Below are 23,688 nucleotides of genomic sequence, written 5' to 3' on the forward strand. Positions count from 1 at the left end.
AGCGTGACGCTAACGACTTTCGACAGAAGTCGCCGATGTGCTTCTCTCACGGCTCCATCACGACCGTCCTGTTGCCGGTCAGTACGGCTCGGTCCAGCGCACGAGTCGCCGTAACCGCTCGCTCAAAGACGACGAGGACGTCCTCTCGATGCTCGAGGCGGAAGGGATCGACCGTGAGCGCGTCATGAGCGTTGATCGCCAGAAAGTCGACGAAGCACTCGAGGTGACGACACTCACCGAGTCCGATGTCTATGAGATCGATGAGAGCGAATACGTTCGCAAGGCGAGGTTGATGACGACGTCAAGGAGTCACGCCTCCAGGGCTTGAAGGACCGACTTGCCGCTAGCGAGGAGACAGAAGCCGAGGAACTGCAACAGGAAATCGAAGCACTCGAAGAGCGTATTGACGACCTCACGAGCTTCCGGGAAGGGACGGAGGTACAGGGATGACTGCTAACGGCTTCTGTGGCACCACGTGCAGAGCAAGGAATTGGCAGGGTTCCTCCCGGTCGTCCTACAATCTGCCAGCAGGCACGTCGAGTTAGTCATCCTTGTCCTGTGAACGGAGTTCGTTGGCTCGCTTCTCGAGTAACCGGAGGATTGGGACACGTTGTTGGTGTTGGTTTTCGTAGGCGATGCAGGCTCGCAGCGTGTCCATATTGTTGCTCTGTTGAATGCCGACGCCTTCTGCGGATTGTATCGCTGATTTCAGGGGATTTGGACGCCGTCTGGCGATATGGGACGTCTCAGGAACCTCGCACAGACGTTTCAAGAGTTTGCCATAACCCACGTAGAAGAGCCAGACGTACCCGCCGTCGCCGACGGCGACGACGGGTACGACAAAATCCACGAAGATCGCGTTGCTCTTGCTCAAAGAGGAAGTCAACAAGCCGCTCCGGCAGTTCGAGGACTATCTGAACGAGATGCCGGGAATTCTTGCTGTGTTTGGCCTTGAGAAATCACCTGATTACACGTCTTTCAGCGTGTGGGACGGAGAATTCCCGATGAAAGAGTTGCGCCGCCTGCTCCGCCGGTCAGCGGAGCAGGCGGGGCTCTCGGAACTGCTTCGATCGATGCCAGCGGCTTCCAGCGAGATCAGGCTAGTTCGCACTACCGAAATCGTGTCGGCTACTCGTTCAATGCGATGAAGACAACGCTGCTCGTCGATACGGAGTCACTTGCTATCATGGACGCTCATTTCACCACAAAGAAAGCCTATGACGGCCACATTGGGCTGCAGGTCTTTCGGCGCAATGCCGAAGACCTGCAGGCACTTCTGGCTGACAAGATGTACTCATGGAGCAATCTCCGGGAGGCCTGTCGTGAAGCGTCAACGCGACCAGTGATTAAACACTGTGAGCAAAACGCACTCAAGAAGGCACATAACGTCAGAATTGACGACGAAGTCTACAATCAACGGTCAATGAGTGAGACCGTATTTGCGATGCTGAAGGACGATGGCGACGAGATCCGCTCCCGGAGCTGGCATGGCCAGTTCCGGGAGCTCACACGGAAGTGCATCGTCCATAACCTTGCGCAGGCGGCGAGTTAAGGCTCGCCGCCTGCTCCTCTTCTCCGGACGTATTCGAGAGAGGCATCGCCATCGTCCATCTCACACTTCGTGCAGTATCTTGTGAAACTGACGTTTTTGATTACTGCACAAGTCGGCTGAAATCGAATCGTCCGATCTCAGAACCTACCGATAGAGCGTAGTTACCGGTGGAAAAGTGAATGTCAAAAATTCCTATGACGGCGCTGTCTTGCGTTCAACACTGCAGTCAATCTTGCTCGAGAGCCCGCAACTGATCGATCCGCGTTTCGGTCGCCGGGTGCGTCGAGGGTCGCCATCTGAGCATCCGACGCACCTCCGCGATCACTGGCGAGACGAGCCTCGCGTAGAGCCATACCAAACCCCGATTCAGTCCGCTTGGATCCTCCGGCCCTTCAATCGATACCGCCGGCAAATACCGTTCTACCCAGTGCTCCTCGTCGTCGTCGTCCTCTTCAACTAATAGCGGACGCGGCACGATCCCAAGCGTTGCACTGGCATGCAGCCGTGCGTCCCGTTTCGGGCGTTCATCCTCGAGTGTTTCGAGTGCACCTGCCACAGCGGACGGATCGCCGGTAAGCTGACTGGCTCCACGATCAGCAGCGTACTCACGCGTCCTCGAGAACAATCCGAGCGCGATTGCGTTCACTCCAAGTAGTCCTCGTGCAACGAGACTTACAACGAGGTACGCCAGCCCAAGCACCAAAATCGGTATCGCGAGTATGAAGATGCCGATTCCAGTGAATAGACCTATCATCACCATATTCCCGAGAACTCGGCGAAGCAGTCGTTCGCGCTCGAACAACTGATCTCCGAGGCGACGGTCGCAGCGACAGCAGTGGCAACTGGAAGATCACGGTTGGCGATGTGAGCAACTTCGTGAGCGAGGGCTGCATCGAGTTCATCATCGTCGAGTTGCTTGAGCAGCCCCGTCGTAACCACGATTGTTGGCGACCGTTGCGTCCCGACGGTCAAACAACCCGGTTCGGCCCGGTCGGCAACGGCTACCGACGGGGTCGGGACATCAGCTTGCGTTGCCAGCCGACGGACCCTCCCAGTGACGTTTCGTGGCCCACTTCTATCGAATTCGTTGAGGCTGAGTCTCCCAACGGCTTTTCGTGACCCATACCGTCCCTGTAGAGCGACGAGTCCGACTCCACCGAGGAGGACTGCACCAACAGTAAGCGGAAAACCGACTTCAGTCGGCAGTGACCACCCGCTTGCAGACACCACATGGAGACCACTCCAAACGAGAATTGAGAGAACAACCACGTTGACACCGACCACCAGCGCAAGTGTGCCAGCGATTCGCACCTGGAGTTGTCGATTCGGTGAGAGAGACACGTTGTTACATTATTTCCGACCTTCTAACAGTGTTTCGAAGGATTCGATTTGGCATTTCCCTCCACAGACAGACATATTTCAATACTCGTGACAAGTACAGTGGACAGTTCTGTTAGATTCGGTCTGCCTGCAATCTCGCCGCGCTTTGGGACTGCATCGACGGAGACTTTCCATTGAATCTCTCACACGTTCCTGTCGCCTGACGAGGGTCGCATAGACGGTGCGGTCCAACGACACAATTCGATGATTGGACGACAATTCTTTTTCTTGACCGATCCTTCACTCTATTCAGACTGAATGGCAGCACTGGCTTCGGATTTCGTCGCGACAGTCGTTGCGCTGACGCTCGCTCAGCAACTCGAGCAGACCATCAGCCTCGGTATCTTTTTCGTCGGCGCAACGCTGGCGGTACTCAGCGCGCTGGCGTGGCGACGGGAACGCGACCAGCGCATGGCCGTCGTCGCCGTCGGCTATCTCATGTTCGCGATTTATGGCTTCGTCGTCTTCCTCGAGTACTACCTCCTGCCGTATCTCCGTTCAAACCGTCGAATTGCTGGAACACAGCGTGGCAGCACTCATCCTCGTCGGACTGCTCGCGTTCTTCGTTGCGCTGAGTCGGGACTGACCATGACGGACGCTGACCCGGACGCGGAGCCGGAACTGGAACTCCAATCACGGCGAACGATTTACCAGCACGTCCGTGACAATCCAGGGATTCACTTCCGTGCCCTCCTTGGGGACCTTGAGTACGCCCAAGGGACGCTGCAGTATCACCTCCGCTGGCTCGAAGATAAGGGATTACTCGAGGAATCTGACGACGGTAAGTACACGCGATACTATCCGGCTGAAGAATTCGACGAGGTCGATCAGGCCGTCATGAACGCGCTACGACGCGAGTACGCCCGTCGGATTGTGGCTCACCTCGCTGTTAAGGGGGCGCTCTCGACTGCCGACCTGAGTGACCGCCTCGAGCGGTCGCCCTCGACGGTGTCGTGGCACCTCTCGAAACTCGAGGATGCGGATCTCGTCACCAAGGAGCGACAGGGCCGGAGCGTCGAATACGAATTGCGCGACCCAGAGCGCGTACAGTATCTCTATACTGTCCACCGACGGACGTTCACCGATCGGGTCGTCGACCGGCTGTTCAATCTGTGGGACGGCTACTGAGTTACTGCCGCGTCGGGTCAGGCGTCGACAGCCGCCCGCTGGCCACCAGCAGGCGCAACAGCAGGACGTAGCCGAGGAACGCGATCGCTGGGCCGAAGACCGGGCGGATCAGCCCTGCGACGTCGGTCCCAATGGCGACAGCATGGATCGTCGCGAACACGAAGCCACCATAGGCGAACGCGTGGATAACTCTCGGTCCCCAAGGACGTTTCGAACCCGCTGTGCGTCGAGAAAGCCCAAGGACCGCGACGACGAGTACCTGAAGCGCCCCAACGCCGACGACGACGCCGGCGAGCAGGTACGTCGTCGAGTACGCGGGCTGGGGAGCCGATCCAGTGACGATGAACCAGGTGTCGAGGACGCGAGGACGCCGTGGAGTAGTGTCATGAGCATCGCGAACACCGACACCTCGATGTGGACCCGCGGGAGAACCGGTAGAGTGGGCCAAACGAACCGCGCAGGTAGAGAATCCCCGTCAAGACCGACAGATACAGCGCAGGATAGGCAACCAGCGCAGCACCACGGTCGAGATACCAGATAACCTCCATTATGAGGCCCCGTTGTCTCGACCACTCCGGACAGCCGTCGCCATCTTGGAAGCCGTTCGTCGTCTCCGCTCGCGTCGGACACTGGTCTGCGTTGTACGAATCCCATCGCCGTCGTAATCATTCGGAGCCTGTCTTGTCCGGCACTGTCGAGTCGACGAGTCCGACTGCTGCGGTCGACCGCTTGCGCTTCGCGAACGTCAGCGATCCCCCCACAGCACCGGCACCGTTGCGAGAAGTAACACAACAGCGACGACTGGATCGTCCCGCTATGCGACGTGCTCATCGAATCCCTCCGTCGTCCGAAAGACACCGTCGTGAACCACGAACGCCTCGAGTCCGGCCACGCGGCTGCACGCTCAAGCGCATCCGAGAGCGGCAGTGCAGCGAGCGTCGTCGCGAGCGCGTCAGCCTCCATGCAGTCGCGTTTTGCGACCACAGTGACCGACTCGTGGCGTGCACCCAGCCGCTCGCTCGTCGGATCGTAGACGTGAATCGATGCCATCGGCGCTCCCGGCGATAGTTCCGGAGGTGGCGACGCTCCAGTCGGTCTCGAGGACTTTGAGCGGACGAGAATCGCGTACGGACTCTCGACAGCGATCGGGCCAATCGGCGGCGACATATCGCCACCGCCGCTGACGAAGCCGCGTCGGCCCGGCCCCGTCCCGAAGCGGCCCGCGTGATCGACGATGTAGCCCTTCGGCGAGGGCCGTTGAGGTCGAGTTCCGTCTCCGGTGACGACGAGATCGCCGTCGACGCGCACCGATCCGGTCTCGAACCGTCGCCGAAACCGTCTTCCGGTCGCCGCGAAGGTATGCCTTCAGGTCGTGTTCGACCGCCCCCTGCTGGATGTCGAAGACGCCGTCGGTACGCTCGCTGACTCGAGGCCGCCGTCGAACCAGCCGGGCGACGTGTTCGTTCTCGACGCGTCCTGTCCGGTTGAGACGTGCGACCTCACTCTCTGAATCGAACGCGTTGAGTTCGGCCTCGAGCGACAGCGCAGTTTGCCGCGCTCGCTCGGCTGCAACCTCGGCGCGGTAGCCAGTCATCTGAACGGTGAAGTCGGTGTCACAGCACCGAAACTCGAGACGAGCGTCACCGAGTCGTGTACGGGCGGAAGTGAGAGTATCCGCCAGGCTCATGACTAGTCGTCCTCCTCTTCGTGCTCTTCGTATTCTTCGTACTCCTCATGCTCTTCGTACTCATCGTTCTCGTGTTCACCGCCGCCACTTTGGACCGCCGGCGTGAAGTCCTCGTTCGGTGCTGGCGCGTCGCTTGCGACCGTCGGGTTCTCATTATCGGCCAACGAATCGATGCCGACTCCAAGCCCGGGGGCCGCCAACGCGAGCGCGACGAAGCTGGTCAGCACTGCGCCGGCGAGCGTGAGCGAAACAAGTCTGTTCGTCGGAACTGGGATTCTCATGGGACAAGTACAGATAGCTCACTGCCTTATCTATCGTTTCGCGTCCATCAATCGAATGTTCGTCCAACCATCGAATCGTCTTTTGTCAGCGAGGGGACCCACTCTGCAACTCGCTGTCTGGGGATCAACAACTCTTAACAACTCATTCTGGGCTCGGCCATAGCACGGCGTCCCGCAGACCTGGCACTCCCAGATTGCGTGGCCGGTCCAGGTTTCGTCGGGCACGGATTCATGAGCGCTGAATCGATGATCGGTTGTGCGTCCGCACTGGTGACACTCGAGGCGTTCTTTGGTCGGAATGCCACTGTTTTGATGCTCAGGTTCACGTTCTTTAGGTGCCTGCTGGAGGGCAATTGCTGGGACTAGCCACACATCATCGTCGGCGTTGTCGAGCACCGTCGCAAGCCGCTGCTTGTCACGAATTCCGGACCCACCCTCATCGTAGAGATAGGTTGTTGGTTCGCAGTCGCTATCCACCGCTGATTGGTCAGTCCACGCTGTTCAATCATGGGCTGCTGCGAAAAGCTGCTCACCGTCAGTGGACGAGATCCGCACTGCAGCGGGTAGTACAGGCCACCGATCGGTCAATTGGGCTGCAGGCTCGTCTTCGAGATCATAGATGATTGTGCAGTCGTCGACAGTTGATTCCGTCGCATTCGAGGCAAGGAGCGTCGCAGCGGCCGCGCCTTTCGCGACAGCGCGTAGAACGTCGACGACTTGACAAACATGTGGATGACGCCGAGGAGTGTCCACTCTGTTGCTGGTGCGTCTGTCTCAGAAGCGGTGTCCTCGAGATGGTTCGTGAGACAGAACAAGCATTTGGTCCGGTTAACTGAGATCGGTGCGCCACAGGACCGACACTCGGTATCCGTTTCCGTTGGCGTGTCCGGATATCCAGTCGTCGCCGTCGCGCTCCGCTGTCGATCAGGTTCGCCATCATCATCTTCGCTGAGTGTCTCGTCTGGGATATGCGACGCTTCGCCGGTCGACGAAGCTCTTCAAAGTCAGAATCTCGATCAGTCATTGATTGGGTAGTGGGTTGTATGGTCTCACGTCTCGATCAGGTTCAGTTCGATAGAGAAGATCTGTAAATGAGATCACTGAGACGCTATTGCTGGCGGAGTCCTGCTTCTCGAGCTTCACGGTTGCTGGCACAATGGATACACGCTGGCAGATCACCATCAACAGCAAAAACCCGGTAGTAGTTCTCTGTGACATGAGAGCCACAGCCATCATATTCTGGCATTATACAAATCTATATTGCTACTCCAGTAAATATCTTGTTCTAATACTTGTATGATCTTTCTAAATAGCATCCTATCTAAGTGGGATTGACTCTTTTCTGGGTCTGGTAGTGTTGTGGTTCAATAAGGTGTCCACAGCCCTCACAACGAGTTTCGACTGCGTTGGTGGTCACCCGTCCGTTGCAGTTGGGACACGGACTGGCGCTCGAATCGGGTTGGACGTCTTCGTAGAATGTTGTCTCGTAAACCTCTCTGAAAGTCATGGTGTTCACGAGGGCAATGAGTAACTCCGACTGCCCCTCACCTGCTCGTAGGGTAGAGAAACCTCTCTCAGTAGACAGTGGCAGAGTTCCTTTTTCAGGGCTCTTTGTGAAACTCGCGGTCAGTACAGGGCATACAGTTACTACAGCGACTACCGATCTCTATCCAATCTGTCAAAATTCGCCTGCTGACTATAGAGGATAGGTTCAGTACAACGGCTTTGTTTGTTTCATTCCGAAGCCATGAACCTACAAGGCTTTATTCATACCTTCGTTGTAGCGTTCGTCATGGTTTCACGTGTTCTCGTTCCAATGGACGACTCAGAGATAGCGGGACGGGCACTCAGGTATGCACTTGAGGTTATTCAGATGCGGAGATAACTGTCTATCATGTCGTTGGCGCTCCATCGATGATGATGGGCAGCGCAGTGGGTCTTGCATTAGAAGAGGACATCGAAACAGCCGCTGAGGAACGGGCCAAACCGATTTTTGATGCGGCCCACGATATTGCTGCTGAGTATGACACAGAGATAGAGACGGCCGTCGGTTTAGGCCACCTAACGCGAGCAATCGTAAACCGTGCTGAAAACTACGACACGATTGTAATGGGGGCTCATGGAGAGCACAGTGAGGGTCTTACACGAAGCTTTCTGGTAGGGTACATTGCAAAGACGGTATTCGAACGGTCACCGATCCCGGTAACGACTGTTTGGTAGTACGTGTCCATCTGAACGGTACCAGATGGCGGACAAAGAACTAACCGTCGTGCTACATCGTCTATCTGTACTGAGCGATCACCAACTCTCATAGATCGCCTCTCATCTCGCGTTGCATTCGCGCTGTGTATCTTGTAGAGACTCGACTAACTACCGAACTGTTGTCAGAAGCGTCGTGCAAGATACAGAGGCAGAATGCAGCGGCGAGATATTTCACAGAGAACCCAAAGTTGAAATAGAAGCTGATTCGTCGAGGACGAGGTGTTCGAAAGGATCTATGATCTTTCCGCTTGGCCGGTGGGGCGGTCGGGCCCCAGGGGTGGAGAATCGTTCCCAGATCGTCAGATTAGACGACTGTTTTAACGGTTCTGGCCCCAATAGTTCGGTATGGAACTGCTCGTCGCTGTTGACGGATCCGGGGAGAGTAATCGGGCGCTTTCGTACGCCACGAATATTGCTAACGCGACCGACGGATCAATCACACTGATCCACGCGATTGAACCGGATATCTATGATACTGGCGGTGGAGAGCCGGTCTCCGAATCTGACCGTCGGGACAGGCTGATCATCGATAGCTTTGACGCCGCGGAGGAGGAAGGTCAAGAGATCTTGGACGAGGCGATCGAGTTTGCCGCGGAGCGAGGACAAACCGTATCTGGCGAATTACGCTACGGCCAACCAGCGAGGATTATAACGGATTACGCTGAGGAGGGGGCGTTCGAGACGCTCTACCTCGGTCACCGGGGGCGGTCGGAACGAACCATCGAGTTCTTGGGCAGCGTGGCGCGAGACGTCGTCGAGCATGCTACCGTTCCGGTCACCGTTGTCAGGTAATAACACCAACGAAATTGGAGTTGCCTGCCTTACAAGACATACCCTCTGAGGGCGCAGTAAAAATACTCATTTCATATTAGAATAGAGGTATCAAACGCCTTACTACCAAATTACAAGGGTAAATTTCGATTCCACCCTTTCTTACGGTGCCTCACCCTCTCTATCTCGCAGTCGATTTCTACCAACTCCTGCTCCGTAATCGAATCAGCCCACTGGAATTGAGTTCGAGCTCACGGCTCCTCACCCCCGGTCGGTGGGACAGCCATAACCGTACGGCGATCCTCTACCAAGAGAGAGTCAACATGGACATCACCGAGATCGTTTCCACATCGTTCACCGAATTCGACATTGGGACACCGGTCTCGAAGGTCGCAGGTGCGTTCGAGAACCAGGAACTCGATGTCGTCGTCGTCACGGACGGCGACGAGTATCGCGGCGTCGTCAGCCGTCGACAGCTGGCATCGTCGTCTAATCAGCCCTCCGCGAAGGTCGGCTCGCAGGTGCAACACGTCCCGGCCGTCGAACGCACCGAAGACGTCCGCGAGGTCGCCCGACTCATGATCGGGAGCGACGCCAAGACACTTCCCGTCCTCGACGACGAACGTGTCTATGGTGTCGTGACCGCAGATGCCGTCCTCGCGACCGTCCGTCCGTTCCTCGACGCAGCGACCGTCGACGAGGCGTACTCGGCCGAGTTGATCAGCGTGACCCCCGAGACCGGTATCGGAAAAGCGCTCAACACGCTGCGGGAATCGGGCATCGCCCATCTCCCGGCCGTCGAAGACGACGAAGTAGTGGGGATGCTAAGCCTCTACGACGTCATCGAGTTCACGACGCGAGGGGGGAGTCGGAGCCAGGGGGGTTCATCCGGCAACGTCGGCGGCGGTGGGAAAGCCGCCGGTGGGAGCCACGGGGGCTTCGGCGCGCGCGAAGGGGAGTCTGATCGGATGCTCGATCTGCCGGTCCGGAACCTGATGTCCGATGCGGTCGTGACCATCGGGCGAGACGCAACGCTCGACGAGGTGGTTGAGACGATGTTCGAGCAGGAAATCTCTTCGCTCGTCGTCACTGACAGTGAGACGGGCGAACCCAGCGGGATCGTCACGAAAACGGATGTCATCAAGGCACTCACCTGGGAACAAGATAACGGGCGCCAGCCTGTGCAAGTGTTTGGTCTCGACCTGCTCGATGGCATGGACTACGACGGCGTCTCCGCATTGATCGAGAGCATGACCTCGAAGTACGGCGATATGCAGGTGATCAAGGCCAGCATCGAACTGCAAGAGCACAAGGAACAGACCCGGGGCGTGCCGCTCGTGCTGGCACGAATACGGCTGGTCACTGATCGTGGCTACTTCACCGCCGACGGCGAGGGTTACGGCGCTACCCATGCACTCCGTCTCGCCGCGAATACAGTCGAACGACAACTCCTAAAGGGGAAAACGTACGGCCAATCGAAGAAGCACCCCGACGCTGAGGAGGAGGAGAAGCTCTACGGCTGGTGGCTCGGTGGATAACGGTATTAGGCACACTTACCGAGCAACGTGGCCCGAGACGACCATCGTGCCTCGATTGCTTACAGAAGTTGGTTTTACTATCGGCTCCACCCTTTCCCCTTGGACTGGTAAGACTCACCCGGCACGAATGGATCCAGATGGGGCCTTGGCGAACTCGGATTAAACAATTTTAAGACAGGTTTGCTGAATATGCGCTGTGTATCTCGCACATCTATCAAAACATGTGTTTCAACTATCAAAACATTCTGTGAGAAGTTCGCAGATGTAGTTACCGAATTGCTCGACTCAGTTTCAGACATATTTCTGAATAAAAAGTCGTGTTACTAACTACTACTAGGTGACGGCAAGGTCGTGGAACGGACTCATACTCTGGCGAAAGCCCGGCAGCGCAACGGCCACCGGCCGTGAGCAGCCCGGACCGTGGAGGTGGTGGGAGGTGGCGGTGACTGCGTTCACACCAGCAAAAAAGGGGTACCGCTCCGGCTATTCCCACCAGCGGCCGCGCTCGGGGAAGTGGATCGTCGTCCAGCCGGTCACGGCCAGTGAGACACGGCCTTCGTGCCAGTTCCGGGCAGCCTTGTGAATGCGAACTTGCTCGCCTTCCTCGATCCACGGTGCGTCAGAGGACTTCCAGATCGTCACGCGTGTCTGGCCACTGTCGTCTGCAATGAGCCCGACCTGTGCGATGCTTGGATGCGAGGGATCCCACAGGGTTTCGACACGCCCTTCGATGCTCACTTCTTTCCGAGAGACCTCCTCGAGTTTTCCAATGGGAATGACGTGTCCGGGCGCCGTCTGCAGTTCCTCGAACACGTTGACAACCGCACTCGTCAGGTCTTGGCCACCGACGACGGCTTCACTCAACCACCGGCTGATCGCTGCTCGAGACCAGCCATCTAACTGCTTCGCGAGTCGCATCGACTGCTTGTTCACGGCCGCCAACTGCTCTTGGGTGAGTTCTGTCCGGGGATCCGCTCGTTCCGGATCCGCCATCGGATCCACGCTTGCCACCCGTTTTTGGAACTCGAGACGCCGCTCTTTGCTCTGGTTCGCAGCGATCGCTCGCGTCCGCTTCTCTCGACCTTCTTGTGTTCCTATCTCGGCCTGGGCACTGATCCGCTCGAGTTCATCCTCTCGTGCTCGAATGCGTTCTTCCTGCTCGAGGGTCGCGCCGTGGATCCGCTCATCGCTCGTGTCTGCGATTCCGTCCGGGTGGTTCGCATCCACCTTTGCTTGGACCTCTTGCTCGACCGTTGCCTCGAATTCCGGCGTCTCGTCGACGACCGGGAAACCGTCTTTATCGACCGCCTGCTCGCCCGCCTGTTTGAGTGCCTGTTCATCGACCGTAACGACCTTGCTACTCGAGTTGTTACTAGACATTGGATCTCACTCGATCCGAAGGCGTTCACGCGCCTGCCACCGCGATGCTACTACATCGCGGTTTTCCGACGACACCGACCGACTAGATCTATCTGCGCGCTCGCGCTCGCGCCTTCGCGAGCGTCCATCTGGGCGCGAGTGAGAGCGCGCCTGAATGAGGTGTCCCAACCAGCACCGCGCGGCGTCCCGCCCGAAGCGAGCGGCCAGCTTTAAGCCGTTTCTCGTGTCCGGCCCGGACTGCGGGTCCGTGTCCAGCGCGACTGTCGTCGAGAACGCGCGCCGCAGTATGGCGCGCGACAGCGCAGGCGGCACCAAGCGCTGGAACGCGAAAACCCGCGAGGGGCGCAACCGAAAACGCGCTTAATGCTGGCGTCGAGACCAGATTCATTGTAGCCCGGAACGATGAGCGACGCCAGGAGCGAACCGCAGCCCGGAATGGTCGGTCGCGAGCGACGCGGAGGGCGGCACGCGGCGAGCGGAGCGGGCCGATCCTAAGAGCGAGCAACCGACGCAACAGCAGCCCGATCAATCCACGTGGGTGGGGCTTTCACCTACTATCGAAAGCGGTGATTGCACGCCGCTCAGTAAGATGTCTACTAGTACAGCTGCTTCAGTAACCCACCCGCCACTACAGCTGCAAATGTTTCGGTCATCCTGTTGATTAAGACTCTCGGACAGCCAAGTTACAAAAGTTACTTGTCATTTCCGGCTGGGTTTCGAACATGAACCGTCGTACCCTCCTCACAACACTCGGTGTGCTCAGCGTTTCAGGTTTTGCTGGATGTTCCCAGTTTCGTAACGACGATGCCCCCGCCGGGAGTCTCCAATTCGAAAATCGAGACAACTTTCCACACAATATCGGGATCTCGCTGATAGACATTGGCGCTGAAAGTGAGACGACAGCAGATGGCTACACCGTCTCTGGGAACGTGACTGTCCCACCTCAGCAACGAACATTGACCGCCACTTCGTCAATGGATCCCGGCGAAACTCAGACATTTGAAAATATCTTTACGGAATCAGTATACTATTTAGTTGAGTTCACGCTCGACAGTACTACGCCTGGTGAAAATAGTCGAGTCCCCTTCAACCCGTCACCGTCTGAAAGGGAGTACTACACCGTCGCAGGAGTTGTAGACTCATTTGGTGAAATCTCGAGGGTGGTTCGTGCAACGGACAATCCCGGTATGTTCGAACAGTAGGTCAACCCATATTGTGGCAACTGATACACGTACACTCTGTACAATTACTCATACCCGTTATGATAAGGAAAATAAGGGTCCAGGCCGCTTCTGCTCTCAGTTCACTCGACATGCTGTGACTCTCAGTTACGACGATCTTTGATTGCTTACTCTCCCTCGGCTGTAATCGCATAATAGTTCGCAGCGAGGTCTTCGCGAGTGATCCGAGCGAAGGGAAGCGAAATGCGTGCGTCTCGCCAGCCCGGGACTCGAGCGTGCCAGGGGCTCTTGACTGAATCTTGAAAGCAGTAACAACACTCATGGCAGTTTTCATTAGAAAGAATATTTATCTGGGGATCGGACCTCACAAAATACATTTGGATTAAATAAAATAGGTAATATATGCCCTCCACTAGACGATTATTCCTTGCGACAGTCGGAACAGCCACTCTCAGTGGATGTGCCAGACTGGATCTCTCTAAAAGTGACAAACAGCGTCTCGCACCGAAACCGTTTCTCACTGAGGCGGGTGACTGGGAACATCCTAACTACGATGCAGCAAACACGAATGCTACGCTCGAATACGCGGCTCCTGACACTCTGTCTGAATCTACTAACTGGGTTGCCACATACACGGCTCGAACTATTGACAACGTTGCTGGACCAATCGTTGCAGACGGAATTGCCTATCTAGTATATGCTGGCGTTGACCGCGGTGAGGAGTTTGAGCGACTCATTGCCGTTGATGCCCGGACAGGTGAGGAACGATGGCAAGTTGAGATACGTGGCAGTGCCTTTGCCTATCCACCGACAGTTGCGGGTGAAACTGTCTTCTGGCTCACATCCGTTGACAAGCTCTATGCGCTAAATACGGCTGATGGGACCATCCAATGGACCCACGACAGTCGTAACTATAGACGCCCAATCGTTACCCACGGCCTCGTCGTCACTGTCGGTGGAACTCTTAGCGAACCCGTTCTTGAAGCCCTTGATCCGTATACTGGAACACCATACTGGACTCGCAGTGAGGACAACCGTGACTGGCATCTTGTCGCCGCTAACAACGAAGCGATATACGTGACGCTTAGTGCAGCACATGACGGAGAGTCGTCAGAACTACACGCATTAGAGCCACACACGGGCGAAACACGATGGAGGAATTCAACAGTTGCACCACGAAACGCAGCAGTGAGATCATCGTATCTACTCGCGTCAATTGGCAGACCTGATGCACAGAAATTGTTTGCACTAAATCTCACAACACAGGACCTCAAATGGTCAGAAACCGCTGACCTCCAGTATGAGATGGGCAGGCAGACGATTAACGGTGAGCAGTCTGTTGCGGCTGTTGCTGAGAATCGCTCTCTCGTTCATCATGGTTTTCACGACTATACTCATGATCGTGTTGAGTGTCGTGACCTCAATAGTGGAAACGTGCTATGGACAGTCGTAGGGGAGGGTGATGGAACAGTTTCCTTTAGTCTACCAGTTATCGCTGGCGGAAGCATGTACCTTACCGAACACCATGAGCGCAGTGAGGAAACATCGTCCAGTAGACTCCGCGTGTTTGATCTTCAAGACGGTACTGAACAGACGCAGGTAATGATATCCGAACAAAGTGTTGGGAGCCCTGTCATCGCTGATGAGCAGGTATTTCTTTCAACATGGTTGCCTCGTAACCGTGTCAGTCTATCGGCCCGATAGGATGCAACACTAAGTTCAGAGTATCACACTGATGTGGCAAAGTAACTGCTCAAGATATGATAGTGACTAGACGAGTTTTGACCGGTATGTGGTTTACCTGTATTGACCGTTCACCTATCCACGGTTCGCCTCTTATCAGACGGAACTTCGGAACAGAACCAAGTGTCCACTACAGACTTTTCCTCGAGAGTCGCTCTTCATTACCTCCAGCGTCGACTTACTCCTCGCGATCGGACAACCTCTCCGACAACCGGTCCAGTTTCTCTTGTGCAGACTCACGGCGGTCTCGAGTGGCGTCCGGTCGATATTCCATCGACACGATGTCGCCATCCTCGAGCGTCACCGACAACACACCACCATCCGCTTGAGCGGGCTCAGGCAATCGAGCCACAGGGACATCGACTTGCTCGATCACCTGCTCATTCTCCTCGAGCAAGATCACGGCAACCTCACCGTCCTCAATTCGATCGACAACGCCAGTGTAGGTCCCATCCATCTTTCTCACCCCATAGCAGGAGCGACAGCTCCATCAATTCCACTGGCGACACTACCTGTGACAAGCGGAGGAGATATCAGAGAGTTCGTCTCGTCGTCGGAATCAGGTGTCTCCGCAAGGATATCCTCTGGGTCCGTCGAGAACAACTCTTCCGTCTCTACCTCGATTGACGTGCCATCGGTGCGAACCACAATATCGCCGTGGACTCCCGTCCAGTACGTTTCGATCTCTCGAGCGGCAAACCGTTCGAGGACCTCATCGCTTGGGTGCCCGTACTGTGAGTCGTAGGCACTCGAGATGATAGCCGTCTCCGGATCTACGGCATCCACGAAGGCGTCACTCGAGGAGGTCGATGAGCCGTGATGGCCAGCCTTGTAGACATCGCTCTCGAGGTCGCTTCCCCACTCATCGACCAGCCGCTGCTCGACACCAGTATCGACATCGCCGGGCGCTAAATACTGGAAGTCGCCAAACTCGAATGCCAGCACCACACTGTTATCATTAACGTCGCTCCCAGCGTCCCCGGCAGGTGGGTTCATCACTTGGGCAGAGACATCGCCCTCGAGCGGTAGTTCATCACCGCTTTCGACGATGAGAAGCTCGACATCATACTCGTCGACAGCATCGAGATAGTTCGCATAGGTCGCAGAATCCGATGGGACGCCCGAATCGTATGCGGTTCCGACACCCTTACCAGTCGTCTCGAAGTGCTCGATCACAGCGGCGTGACCACCGATGTGGTCGGCATCAGCGTGTGTCGCGACGAGGTGGTCGATCCGATCAATCCCTTGGGCCTCGAGATAGGCGATGATCTCACTGCCGTCCTGGCGCCAGTCTCCAGTATCGATCAGGATCGTCTCATTGGCTGGCGTGATGATGAGAGTCGAATCGCCTTGCCCGACGTCGATGTGGTGAATCTCGAGTTCTCCCTCGACAGTGTCGACAGTGCTCCCGTCGAGTCCATCGCTCTCGTCACCGTGATCGCCCTCTACATCGCCGTCCGACGCATCGATATCAATATCGCCGTAGGCGTGCTCGACCACAACTTGGCCACTGGTGTCGACGAGCCGAACCACGTCACCATCGTCTCGCCAGATATTCACGTTGTATCCCCAGTACAGTTCGTTGTCCGTTGGATCGCCTTCACCGGTCGTTATCTTCACCGCCTCCCCAGACTCCAAGACGAACTCACTTGGAAACGAAAACGGAGAGAGGCCGCCATCGACCTGTCCACCCTCTCGGTCACGGAGTTCAAACCCGGATAAATCAACGGATTCATCGGCAGTATTCTCAAGAACGATGTACTCCTCGTCGGGCGATACGTCCTTGACATTCATATCAACAACCTCGAGAGCATTCCCAACGGTCTGAGAGTCGCCAATCGCATCCTCGGGGCCGCCGGTGTCGCTCGCACATCCCGCAAGAACGACGAGGAGCGCCACGGAAACCACGAGGGTTGCTCGGTTCATATACGGGTCATCTCACGAGACGCGTTTGAGTGTTCCGTCCAATGGGGGAGCCTCGTCGACGCCACATCTCAACAATCGCCAAGGATTGGCTACTAGTCGGTCACGAGCGACTCTAGATACGGGACACTCTACGCATGATCGTTGCTACCGATGGCGGTTGCTATCGCATCCGGAATCGTCGTAGCCAGTTCTTCGATCTCGCGGTATCGGAGCCGAGTTCGCTCGAGTTCGACAGTCCATTCGTTCGCCGAACCGTCGTTAATCGCGTTGAGGTGTCGGTCGAGGCGATGTTCCTGCTGATCAAATCGCTCCACGAGTGTTGCACACAGATGGCGAACGAGTGGATCGTCTCCGTCTGTACGGAGACGGTTGTCGAGCGCGGCGGAGGCACGATCTTTTGCGTCGCGAACGTCTGCACCCGTCGTGTCAAACTCAGGGATGGAAGCGGTAGGCTGGTGAGTGGCTGGTATATCCTCGAACTCCGAGAGAATCAGTGCATAAGCATGGTGTTCCACCTTTTGACGCACTGCGAGTGCGAGCAACTCCTTCTCGTACGCATCGTCGGGTCTGCCGTAGATTCCGGCATGCTGCTGGATCGAAATCTCGTATGCATAGGAGTCCATCTCGTCCGCACCGTCCTCGATATCAAAATCGACCTGCTCGGTAACCGTGTCCGTTCGCTCGTTGAGCCGTTCGTACGCGTCGTCGAGTTCCTGTTCAAATGAGTTCGCAGTCGTGTCCTCTCGTGCGGTTTCTTCGAGTGAGTCGCGCAACCGGACAACATCAGCGAGACGTGCGCGTGCACTGGCTGCCTGGGCGGCCGAATACTGTGGTTCGACGATGTCGGTGTTCCCTTCATCGTGCACGTGGTGCTCGCCCGTCCGGATGGAGCCGCGGACGTTGTCCAGCCACTCGTCTAGCTCCCCATACGCGATAACGACCCACGAGAGATTGGGTGCAACGTACGGTAGGTCCTCGATGACGGACTCGTACTCATCGCGTAATGCCCCGAGAGTAGCGATGATGTCGTCTCGCTCACGGTTACCGCGCTGGAGATCCGCCAGGGCGACTGCCTGCTCTGCGCCACCCAATGCACTTCGGAGATCACCGAGAACGTCGAGCCGTTCCGCCGCCGAGAGCCCCCCAAACGATCCACGTTGTCCTTCAATATCCTCGAGTGTTGCTTTCGCCCTTTCGAACTGTTTTCTAGAGTTCGCTATAATTTCCCGGTCGTCGGCCTCGATCTCCTCGTCTGGCCACCGCTCTCGAGCTGCGTCTACGCGCTGGGCAAGTTTGTCGAGGGCGTCAGTGAGATGACCTTCTGTTGGACGGAGATATGTAGGAGATGAGACGATGGGATAGTCAATCTCCTGTGCTTCATGCAACGCGTCGCGGTCGGACCACCGTCGCAGACGGCGGCGCTGGGAATATCCTCCGAGTCCAACTACGGCCATTCCACCTCCGAACCAAACAAGAACGCTCCGCCGATTCATTATAAAATACAGTAGGTTGGTGGATGATAATTGCTGGGAATGCGAGTAGTTACCAGGTTCGAGAGATCAAAACAAGGATCCAGATCGTTTCCGATCTCGATTAGTCGATGTACTGTAATACCCACTCACGGCGGTCCTCGATTGCTTGCTCTCCCTCGTTTGTAATCGCGTAGTAGTTTGTGCGCCTGTCGAGTTGCCCTTTCTCGACAAGGTCCTTATTCACGACCGTATCGAGATTTGGATATAGTCGCCCGTGATTGATCTCTGAACTGTAGTACTGCTCGATCTCGTCTTTGACGTCCTGTCCAGATGGCTGGTCAGCGCCCGCGATCACGTACAGCAGGTCTCGTTGGAATCCTGTGAGGTCGTCCATGGGACAGCCATTCAGTTGAGATGATACTTGTTATTTCACACGTACGTAGCTGTAAGCACATCCAACTAGTCGATTCTTTATACCACTAGCTGACTCTCGTTCCGTTCACGACATCCTGAGACTGTGATCGTAATGGTTCGACACTCGAGGGAATCTGCCCCATCACGCACGCTCAGCGGTCGTAATCATCTCACTCCGAACTCGAGAGTAGCTCACCGACGTACTGATCTTCCCACTCCCGCCGGGCCTTGAGTTCGCGTCGGCCACGTGCTGTAATCGTGTAGGAGTTCGTCCGACGGTCGACCTTCCCCTTCTCGACGAGTCCCTTGTCGACGACGTCGTCGAGATTCGGATACAGTCGCCCGTGATGGATCTCGTTCTCGTAGTATTCTTCGAGTTCGTCTTTGATTGCGAGGCCATGTGGCTCGTCCCGACCGGCAATCACGTACAGCAGATCCCGCTGGAATTTGGTGAGATCGTACATATCTGGAGATATGTGTCTCAGTTGATGAACGTTCCGAGAACAAGTGACAACACGGAAATTCACATTCTGCTCTCGAGATTTTTCCAAGAGTTACAACGTCTTACGCTCACAGGGCGTTCCAAAGCAGAATGGCTGGATGGTTTGACTGGCAGTTAGTCGACGAGCCAGCCACCGTCAACGTCGACGGCAGTCCCATGCATGAACGAGGCGTTGTCGCTCGCGAGGAAAGCAACGACCTGCGCGACTTCTTCTGGCTCAGCGTAACGTTCAGCAGGCGTCTCCTGGACAATCTCATGGACTTCGTCGGGCGTCTGCTCGATCATGTCTTCGGTCATTCCCGTCTCGATGAATCCTGGACAGACGGCGTTTGCTCGAATTTCAGGGCCGTAATCGTGTGACAGCTGCTTGGTGAATCCGATCACGCCATGTTTCGAGGATGTGTAGGCAGCACCGCCGCCACCAGCGACCTTGCCGGCAATGGAGGCGGTATTGATCACGACGCCTTCCTTGTCACCATCGATAAGTGCTGGCAACGCTGCTTTCGTGAGGAGGAACACGCCCTTGAGATTGATATCCATGACTCTGTCCCACAACTCTTCGGACGTCTCTCCAACCGGGGCGTAATCGTCGAGGATGCCTGCGTTGTTACAGAGCACGTCGATCGTGCCGTATTCGTCGGTTGCTTGCTCAACGACTGCCTCGACACTATCGCGATCAGAGACGTCGCCGACCACGCCGATTGCCTCACCACCGTCGGCTGCGATTTCGCTCGTGACCTCGTCGAGACCGTCTTCGTCAATGTCGACAGCGACGACAGACGCTCCTTCACTCGCGAACTCGAGTGCCATTGATCGGCCCATGCCCGATGCTCCACCGGTAACAACGACAACACTGTCAGCTATTGAAACCATACAAGAAACTTCATTCTTAATACGCAAAAATCACACCCCTATTTTTTACGCGCTGACAGTCTCGTTGCTGGCCCGCTAACGTGACTGGCTCGGCCGCACCACCCGGAGCGTACGGTTCGTCAGTTGCCCTTATATTCTTTCTTGAAGCCACGGAACTCAGTGCGGTGCGCTTCCTCGTCAGCGAGTAACGTTACTGCGAGATCCTCACTGACGGGGTCGTTTGCGGCTTCGGCTGCATCGACTAATTCACGATACGTGTTGATCGCATCTTCTTCGGCATCGAGTACTCCGTCGATAACCGAGGCAATATCCGTGGTGTCCGCTGGCGGTTGAAGCGTATCCTGATGAGCAACGAACTCTTCAGACCCTGGTGGACTGGAATCCAGTTGCTTGAGCCGCTGGCCGAGTTGTTCGGCATGGCCGAGTTCTTCCTGTACGTCCTGTTGGAGGCTGTCTTTGATTTCCTCCGCATGGATTCCATCAAGAACAATCGAGAGAGCTTGATAGTTCATTACTGTCTCCATTTCATCGTTATACGCCTGCTTGAGGAGGTCAATAACCTGATTGTTTGACATAGCATCTGTATTTCAGATCAGAGAAGTATAGTCCCATCGGCTATTTTATTTGCCTGACCATCACGGAAACGCTACAGTATCTCTGACTCTAGTTTTCACACCGAATCCAACAAACGATCGTCAGTTCTGAATCCCCATAGCATCGATCTGTTCTTGGTATCGATTCCGAATCGTGACTTCTGTCACGTGAGCAACGTCGGCGACGGCTTTCTGTGTTCGTTTCTCATTACACAATAGAGAACTCGCATAGATTGCTGCCGCAGCGTAGCCAGTTGGCGATTTTCCCGATAACAGTCCCTTCTCCGCAGTTGTCTCGATGATTTCAGTCGCTTTCGCCTGCACTTCTTCGGAAACCTCGAGTTCAGAGCAGAAGCGAGGGACGTACTTTTTCGGATCAACGGGCTCCATTTCGAGGGAGAGTTCCTGCGCGATATACCGATACGTACGCGCGATTTCCATGCGTTCAACACGAGAAACTGCCGAAATTTCGTCTAGCGACCGGGGAATACCCTCCATTCGGCAGGCCGCGTATAGGGTACTTGTGGCAACGCCCTCAATGGAGCGTCCGCGGATAAGATCTTCATCAAGTGCACGTCGATAGAGCACACTCGCAACCTCTCGAACGGATCGCGGAACACCCAGCGCGGACGCCATCCGATCAGTTTCGGAGAGAGCAAGCTGGAGATTCCGCTCGCCAGCATCTTTTGTTCGAATCCGCTCTTGCCATTTCCGCATCCGGCTGAGCTGGTGGCGCTTTTCTGAGGACAGTGAGCGACCAGCGGCATCTTTGTTTCTCCACCCAATCGTGGTTGTCAAGCCCTTGTCGTGCATTGTTTGGGTTGTTGGTGCTCCTACTCGAGATTTGCTGTCCCGTTCTGCCGCGTTGAACGCCCGCCATTCAGGCCCTCGATCGATAGCTTCCTCTTCGAGAACCAACCCGCACTCCGCACAGCTAATCTCACTCTCGTCTGCACTTCTCGTGAGCGCACTTGACTCACATTCAGGACAGGTCTGCTCGCCCTTTTGTTTGGTTAGTTCTTGCCCTGACTGAGGTTCGTTCTCTTGCTGTCGGTTTAACCGCTCCATCGATTAGTTAACTATCAGCACTCTCAAAAGTTAAACGCTGGGTGGAATTTCTGAACTCAACAATCAGTGAATTGATATGGGTGTTAACTTTTCCCGTGTCTCTAGATGCAGGTGGCTGTCAAGTCAAAACCAAGCTAGAGTACGCCATGATGATCAGTTGGCCACGAGGCGTCATTACCGGGATCAAGGCAGCCGTTGATTGCTACGGAAGCGTTGAGAACCCCTGTCAATCACTCATCTTCGAGTGCAGCGTAGATATCGGCGTGACGACGTCCGTCAAGCTTCCCCATCTCGAGGGCGATCTCGTGGCGTTCCTCATCACTCTCGGCCGACTGATACCGCTCGTATAGTCGGCGGGCTTCTTCGTCGACCGTCGCCGAGGAATCGGTGCTGGACGCCATCTCTATATTGAACATACTCATTGTGTCCCTTTATCAGTTGCGACGAGCACACGCTCGGAAGTAAATCACTGCGGTATCGGTGTCGACAGCGGCTTCGTCGGTCGCAAAGCGGTGCAATAAGGCACGAACTTCGTCGCCGTATTCGAATGTGTATCCGTTCAGCATGTAGAAGACGACGACCGTTCGGAGTGCAGTTCGCTTGTTCCCGTCGACGAACGGATGATCTGCAACAAGCAACCTCATCAATTGGACTGCTTTCTCATGGATCGTCTGTGGGACCTCCCCGAAAAACCCCTCCGAAACGTACTGCAGTGCAGATGCAACTGCATCTTCTGATCGAACCCCTGATTCCGTGTTGTCGCCTTCCTCGACAATCTGCTCGTGAAGGTCAAGGAGTGAACTACCCCACCCTACTCGCTCGCTTGCGCTCGCTCCTTGAGGGAGGGGCTTCCTGCTTCGATGACGCGCTTTGCAGGAACCGAAGTGGTTCCCGTAGGGAGCGCAGTCTCCACAGGCGGTGATTCGGAGCGTCCCGCTCCTAACTGTTTGATACCGCGAGAAAGAATGTTCCACGCTGCGTTCCAGTCCCTGTCGGCGGTGAAGCCGCACGAGGGACAGGAGTGTTCGCGAACCCACAGCGGTTTGTGGGTCGAGACGCCGCACGCCGCCCACTCGCGGGTGTATTCGGCCATCTCGCGGTGACGCTCGTCGCGGGCCTCGTGGCCCTCCTCGAGCATGTGTTTCATCTGCTTGCGGTAGGCCAGCATGATCGGGATCGCGGGCGTGGAGTGGGTCTGGCCTTTGCGCTCGTAGTAGTCGATCGTGCGCTGGAAGCCGCCGTACCACGACGCCGAATCTTTCTCGAGTTCGCGCTCGTAGGCGTCGTCGCTGACGACACAAATCGCCAGGCCCGGCGGCATGGCGAAGGCCTTCTGTGAGGAAGCGAAGATCACGTCGATGTTGTGCTCGTCGATGTCGACGTAGTCGCCACCCAGCGAGGAGACGGCGTCGACGACGAAGTAGGTATCAGGGTATTCGGCGACCACGTCGCCGATCTCCTCGATTGGGTTGCGTACGCCCGTCGAACTCTCGTTCATGACGGTCGCGACCACGTCGTAGTCGGTATCGCTTTCCTCGAGTTCCGCGCGGATGTCCTCGGGCTTGATGGCCTGGCCCCATTCGTACTCGAGGCGGTCGACGTTTTTGCCCAGTCGCTCGGCGACGTTGGCGTGGCGCTCACTGAAGCTGCCACAGGTCGGGACGAGGATGTTCTCGTCGACGAGGTTGAGCGTCGACGCCTCCCAGAACTCCGTGCCCGAACCCGTGAGGATGACGACCTCGTTGTCGGTGCCGAGGAACTCCTTCGTGTCCTCGACGATGGTCGTATAGAGGTCGGTCATCCGGTCCATGCGGTGGCCGAACATCGGCTCGCACATCGACTCGATGACGTCGTCGCGTACTTCAGTCGGCCCCGGGATATACAGCGTTTTGTCGGGATAGTCGTCTTTGTATTCCTGTTTCTTGGTCACGGAAACC

Annotated in this window: 19 protein-coding genes and 7 pseudogenes; 8 read left to right on the plus strand and 18 right to left on the minus strand. The window is 56.2% G+C overall.

Annotated features, from left to right (window positions below; genetic code table 11):
* Together E2L06_RS22660 and E2L06_RS21025 are read left to right on the plus strand one after the other, a co-directional pair.
* Positions 1–450, plus strand: a pseudogene (locus tag E2L06_RS22660) (hypothetical protein); the annotation flags it as partial.
* A gap of 286 nt (positions 451–736) precedes the next feature.
* Positions 737–1,552 (plus strand): annotated as a pseudogene (locus E2L06_RS21025) (IS5 family transposase).
* A 226-nt stretch (positions 1,553–1,778) separates the two neighbouring features.
* On the opposite strand, the pseudogene E2L06_RS21030 reads toward E2L06_RS21025, so the two are convergent.
* Positions 1,779–2,893: pseudogene (locus E2L06_RS21030) on the minus strand (M48 family metallopeptidase).
* 627 nt (positions 2,894–3,520) lie between these two features.
* Between E2L06_RS21030 and E2L06_RS23100 the strand changes: the two are divergent.
* Positions 3,521–4,060 (plus strand): metalloregulator ArsR/SmtB family transcription factor, encoded by a 540-nt coding sequence (locus E2L06_RS23100; RefSeq protein WP_138782965.1) that lies wholly within the window; start codon positions 3,521–3,523, stop codon positions 4,058–4,060.
* A gap of 1 nt (position 4,061) precedes the next feature.
* Here the strand turns inward: E2L06_RS23100 and E2L06_RS21045 are convergent, their stop codons facing one another.
* From E2L06_RS21045 to E2L06_RS22670, 4 genes and pseudogenes are all read right to left on the minus strand, one after another.
* Complete coding sequence (locus tag E2L06_RS21045; RefSeq protein WP_249361548.1) at positions 4,062–4,508, minus strand: hypothetical protein; 447 nt, start codon at positions 4,506–4,508, stop codon at positions 4,062–4,064.
* 504 nt (positions 4,509–5,012) lie between these two features.
* The gene (locus E2L06_RS21055; RefSeq protein WP_249361549.1) at positions 5,013–5,747 is read right to left on the minus strand and encodes an FAD:protein FMN transferase; all 735 of its coding nucleotides are present in this window, start codon (positions 5,745–5,747) and stop codon (positions 5,013–5,015) included.
* Between the two features lie 2 nt (positions 5,748–5,749).
* Positions 5,750–6,028 carry a hypothetical protein gene (locus E2L06_RS21060; protein WP_138782968.1) on the minus strand — a complete coding sequence of 93 codons (279 nt, stop codon included), beginning with the start codon at positions 6,026–6,028 and terminating at the stop codon, positions 5,750–5,752.
* Positions 6,029–6,184: 156 nt separating this feature from the next.
* Positions 6,185–7,052: pseudogene (locus E2L06_RS22670) on the minus strand (hypothetical protein); the annotation flags it as partial.
* A gap of 768 nt (positions 7,053–7,820) precedes the next feature.
* On the opposite strand from E2L06_RS22670, the pseudogene E2L06_RS21075 reads away from it, so the two are divergent.
* The 3 genes and pseudogenes from E2L06_RS21075 to E2L06_RS21085 all read left to right on the plus strand — a co-directional run bounded on the left by E2L06_RS21075 (position 7,821) and on the right by E2L06_RS21085 (position 10,599).
* A pseudogene (locus E2L06_RS21075) lies at positions 7,821–8,248 on the plus strand (universal stress protein).
* Between the two features lie 387 nt (positions 8,249–8,635).
* Positions 8,636–9,082 (plus strand): universal stress protein, encoded by a 447-nt coding sequence (locus E2L06_RS21080; RefSeq protein ID WP_138782969.1) that lies wholly within the window; start codon positions 8,636–8,638, stop codon positions 9,080–9,082.
* Between the two features lie 302 nt (positions 9,083–9,384).
* Positions 9,385–10,599 (plus strand): CBS domain-containing protein, encoded by a 1,215-nt coding sequence (locus E2L06_RS21085; protein ID WP_138782970.1) that lies wholly within the window; start codon positions 9,385–9,387, stop codon positions 10,597–10,599.
* A gap of 483 nt (positions 10,600–11,082) precedes the next feature.
* Here E2L06_RS21085 and E2L06_RS21090 read toward each other — a convergent pair whose 3' ends face one another.
* Entirely contained in the window at positions 11,083–11,979 is an 897-nt protein-coding gene (locus E2L06_RS21090) for a replication factor A (RefSeq protein WP_138782971.1), read from the minus strand.
* 722 nt (positions 11,980–12,701) lie between these two features.
* Between E2L06_RS21090 and E2L06_RS21095 the strand changes: the two genes are divergently transcribed.
* Both E2L06_RS21095 and E2L06_RS21100 read left to right on the plus strand, forming a co-directional pair.
* Positions 12,702–13,181 carry a hypothetical protein gene (locus tag E2L06_RS21095; RefSeq protein ID WP_138782972.1) on the plus strand — a complete coding sequence of 160 codons (480 nt, stop codon included), beginning with the start codon at positions 12,702–12,704 and terminating at the stop codon, positions 13,179–13,181.
* Positions 13,182–13,562: 381 nt separating this feature from the next.
* Positions 13,563–14,864, plus strand: coding sequence for a PQQ-binding-like beta-propeller repeat protein (locus E2L06_RS21100; protein WP_138782973.1), 1,302 nt, complete (start codon positions 13,563–13,565; stop codon positions 14,862–14,864).
* 217 nt (positions 14,865–15,081) lie between these two features.
* Here E2L06_RS21100 and E2L06_RS21105 read toward each other — a convergent pair whose 3' ends face one another.
* From E2L06_RS21105 to E2L06_RS21150, 12 genes and pseudogenes are all read right to left on the minus strand, one after another.
* Positions 15,082–15,360, minus strand: a complete 279-nt coding sequence (locus tag E2L06_RS21105; protein ID WP_138782974.1) for a DUF3006 domain-containing protein — start codon at positions 15,358–15,360, stop codon at positions 15,082–15,084.
* 5 nt (positions 15,361–15,365) lie between these two features.
* Positions 15,366–16,829, minus strand: coding sequence for an MBL fold metallo-hydrolase (locus tag E2L06_RS21110; protein WP_138782975.1), 1,464 nt, complete (start codon positions 16,827–16,829; stop codon positions 15,366–15,368).
* Positions 16,830–16,957: 128 nt separating this feature from the next.
* Positions 16,958–18,283: a hypothetical protein gene (locus tag E2L06_RS21115; protein WP_138782976.1), complete on the minus strand. Its 1,326-nt coding sequence runs from the start codon at positions 18,281–18,283 to the stop codon at positions 16,958–16,960.
* Positions 18,284–18,422: 139 nt separating this feature from the next.
* Positions 18,423–18,695, minus strand: a complete 273-nt coding sequence (locus E2L06_RS21120) for a PadR family transcriptional regulator (RefSeq protein ID WP_138782977.1) — start codon at positions 18,693–18,695, stop codon at positions 18,423–18,425.
* 190 nt (positions 18,696–18,885) lie between these two features.
* Positions 18,886–19,179 carry a PadR family transcriptional regulator gene (locus tag E2L06_RS21125; RefSeq protein WP_138782978.1) on the minus strand — a complete coding sequence of 98 codons (294 nt, stop codon included), beginning with the start codon at positions 19,177–19,179 and terminating at the stop codon, positions 18,886–18,888.
* A 152-nt stretch (positions 19,180–19,331) separates the two neighbouring features.
* Complete coding sequence (locus tag E2L06_RS21130) at positions 19,332–20,090, minus strand: SDR family NAD(P)-dependent oxidoreductase (protein WP_138782979.1); 759 nt, start codon at positions 20,088–20,090, stop codon at positions 19,332–19,334.
* A 119-nt stretch (positions 20,091–20,209) separates the two neighbouring features.
* Positions 20,210–20,665, minus strand: coding sequence for a ferritin-like domain-containing protein (locus tag E2L06_RS21135; RefSeq protein WP_138782980.1), 456 nt, complete (start codon positions 20,663–20,665; stop codon positions 20,210–20,212).
* Between the two features lie 120 nt (positions 20,666–20,785).
* Positions 20,786–21,751, minus strand: coding sequence for a transcription initiation factor IIB family protein (locus E2L06_RS21140; protein ID WP_138782981.1), 966 nt, complete (start codon positions 21,749–21,751; stop codon positions 20,786–20,788).
* A gap of 230 nt (positions 21,752–21,981) precedes the next feature.
* Positions 21,982–22,152, minus strand: coding sequence for a hypothetical protein (locus E2L06_RS22170; RefSeq protein ID WP_171052426.1), 171 nt, complete (start codon positions 22,150–22,152; stop codon positions 21,982–21,984).
* A gap of 33 nt (positions 22,153–22,185) precedes the next feature.
* Positions 22,186–22,548: pseudogene (locus E2L06_RS21145) on the minus strand (type II toxin-antitoxin system death-on-curing family toxin); the annotation flags it as partial.
* 14 nt (positions 22,549–22,562) lie between these two features.
* A complete protein-coding gene (locus E2L06_RS22935) occupies positions 22,563–22,844 on the minus strand; it encodes a zinc ribbon domain-containing protein (RefSeq protein ID WP_394348761.1) in 282 nt (93 codons plus the stop codon).
* Positions 22,818–23,681, minus strand: a pseudogene (locus E2L06_RS21150) (pyridoxal-phosphate-dependent aminotransferase family protein); the annotation flags it as partial. The pseudogene E2L06_RS21150 and the gene E2L06_RS22935, both read right to left, overlap by 27 nt.
* Positions 23,682–23,688: the final 7 nt, after the last annotated feature.

The sequence above is a fragment of the Haloterrigena sp. H1 genome, assembly GCF_005938085.1.
Taxonomy (GTDB): domain Archaea; phylum Halobacteriota; class Halobacteria; order Halobacteriales; family Natrialbaceae; genus Natrinema.

Coding starts and splice junctions, on each gene's coding strand:
- E2L06_RS23100 (WP_138782965.1), top strand. CDS start 3,521: ATGACGGACGCTGACCCGGACGCGGAGCCGGAACTGGAACTCCAATCA.
- E2L06_RS21055 (WP_249361549.1), bottom strand. CDS start 5,747: ATGAGCCTGGCGGATACTCTCACTTCCGCCCGTACACGACTCGGTGAC.
- E2L06_RS21060 (WP_138782968.1), bottom strand. CDS start 6,028: ATGAGAATCCCAGTTCCGACGAACAGACTTGTTTCGCTCACGCTCGCC.
- E2L06_RS21080 (WP_138782969.1), top strand. CDS start 8,636: ATGGAACTGCTCGTCGCTGTTGACGGATCCGGGGAGAGTAATCGGGCG.
- E2L06_RS21085 (WP_138782970.1), top strand. CDS start 9,385: ATGGACATCACCGAGATCGTTTCCACATCGTTCACCGAATTCGACATT.
- E2L06_RS21090 (WP_138782971.1), bottom strand. CDS start 11,979: ATGTCTAGTAACAACTCGAGTAGCAAGGTCGTTACGGTCGATGAACAG.
- E2L06_RS21095 (WP_138782972.1), top strand. CDS start 12,702: ATGAACCGTCGTACCCTCCTCACAACACTCGGTGTGCTCAGCGTTTCA.
- E2L06_RS21100 (WP_138782973.1), top strand. CDS start 13,563: ATGCCCTCCACTAGACGATTATTCCTTGCGACAGTCGGAACAGCCACT.
- E2L06_RS21105 (WP_138782974.1), bottom strand. CDS start 15,360: ATGGATGGGACCTACACTGGCGTTGTCGATCGAATTGAGGACGGTGAG.
- E2L06_RS21110 (WP_138782975.1), bottom strand. CDS start 16,829: ATGAACCGAGCAACCCTCGTGGTTTCCGTGGCGCTCCTCGTCGTTCTT.
- E2L06_RS21115 (WP_138782976.1), bottom strand. CDS start 18,283: ATGGCCGTAGTTGGACTCGGAGGATATTCCCAGCGCCGCCGTCTGCGA.
- E2L06_RS21120 (WP_138782977.1), bottom strand. CDS start 18,695: ATGGACGACCTCACAGGATTCCAACGAGACCTGCTGTACGTGATCGCG.
- E2L06_RS21125 (WP_138782978.1), bottom strand. CDS start 19,179: ATGTACGATCTCACCAAATTCCAGCGGGATCTGCTGTACGTGATTGCC.
- E2L06_RS21130 (WP_138782979.1), bottom strand. CDS start 20,090: ATGGTTTCAATAGCTGACAGTGTTGTCGTTGTTACCGGTGGAGCATCG.
- E2L06_RS21135 (WP_138782980.1), bottom strand. CDS start 20,665: ATGTCAAACAATCAGGTTATTGACCTCCTCAAGCAGGCGTATAACGAT.
- E2L06_RS21140 (WP_138782981.1), bottom strand. CDS start 21,751: ATGGAGCGGTTAAACCGACAGCAAGAGAACGAACCTCAGTCAGGGCAA.
- E2L06_RS22170 (WP_171052426.1), bottom strand. CDS start 22,152: ATGGCGTCCAGCACCGATTCCTCGGCGACGGTCGACGAAGAAGCCCGC.
- E2L06_RS22935 (WP_394348761.1), bottom strand. CDS start 22,844: ATGGCCGAATACACCCGCGAGTGGGCGGCGTGCGGCGTCTCGACCCAC.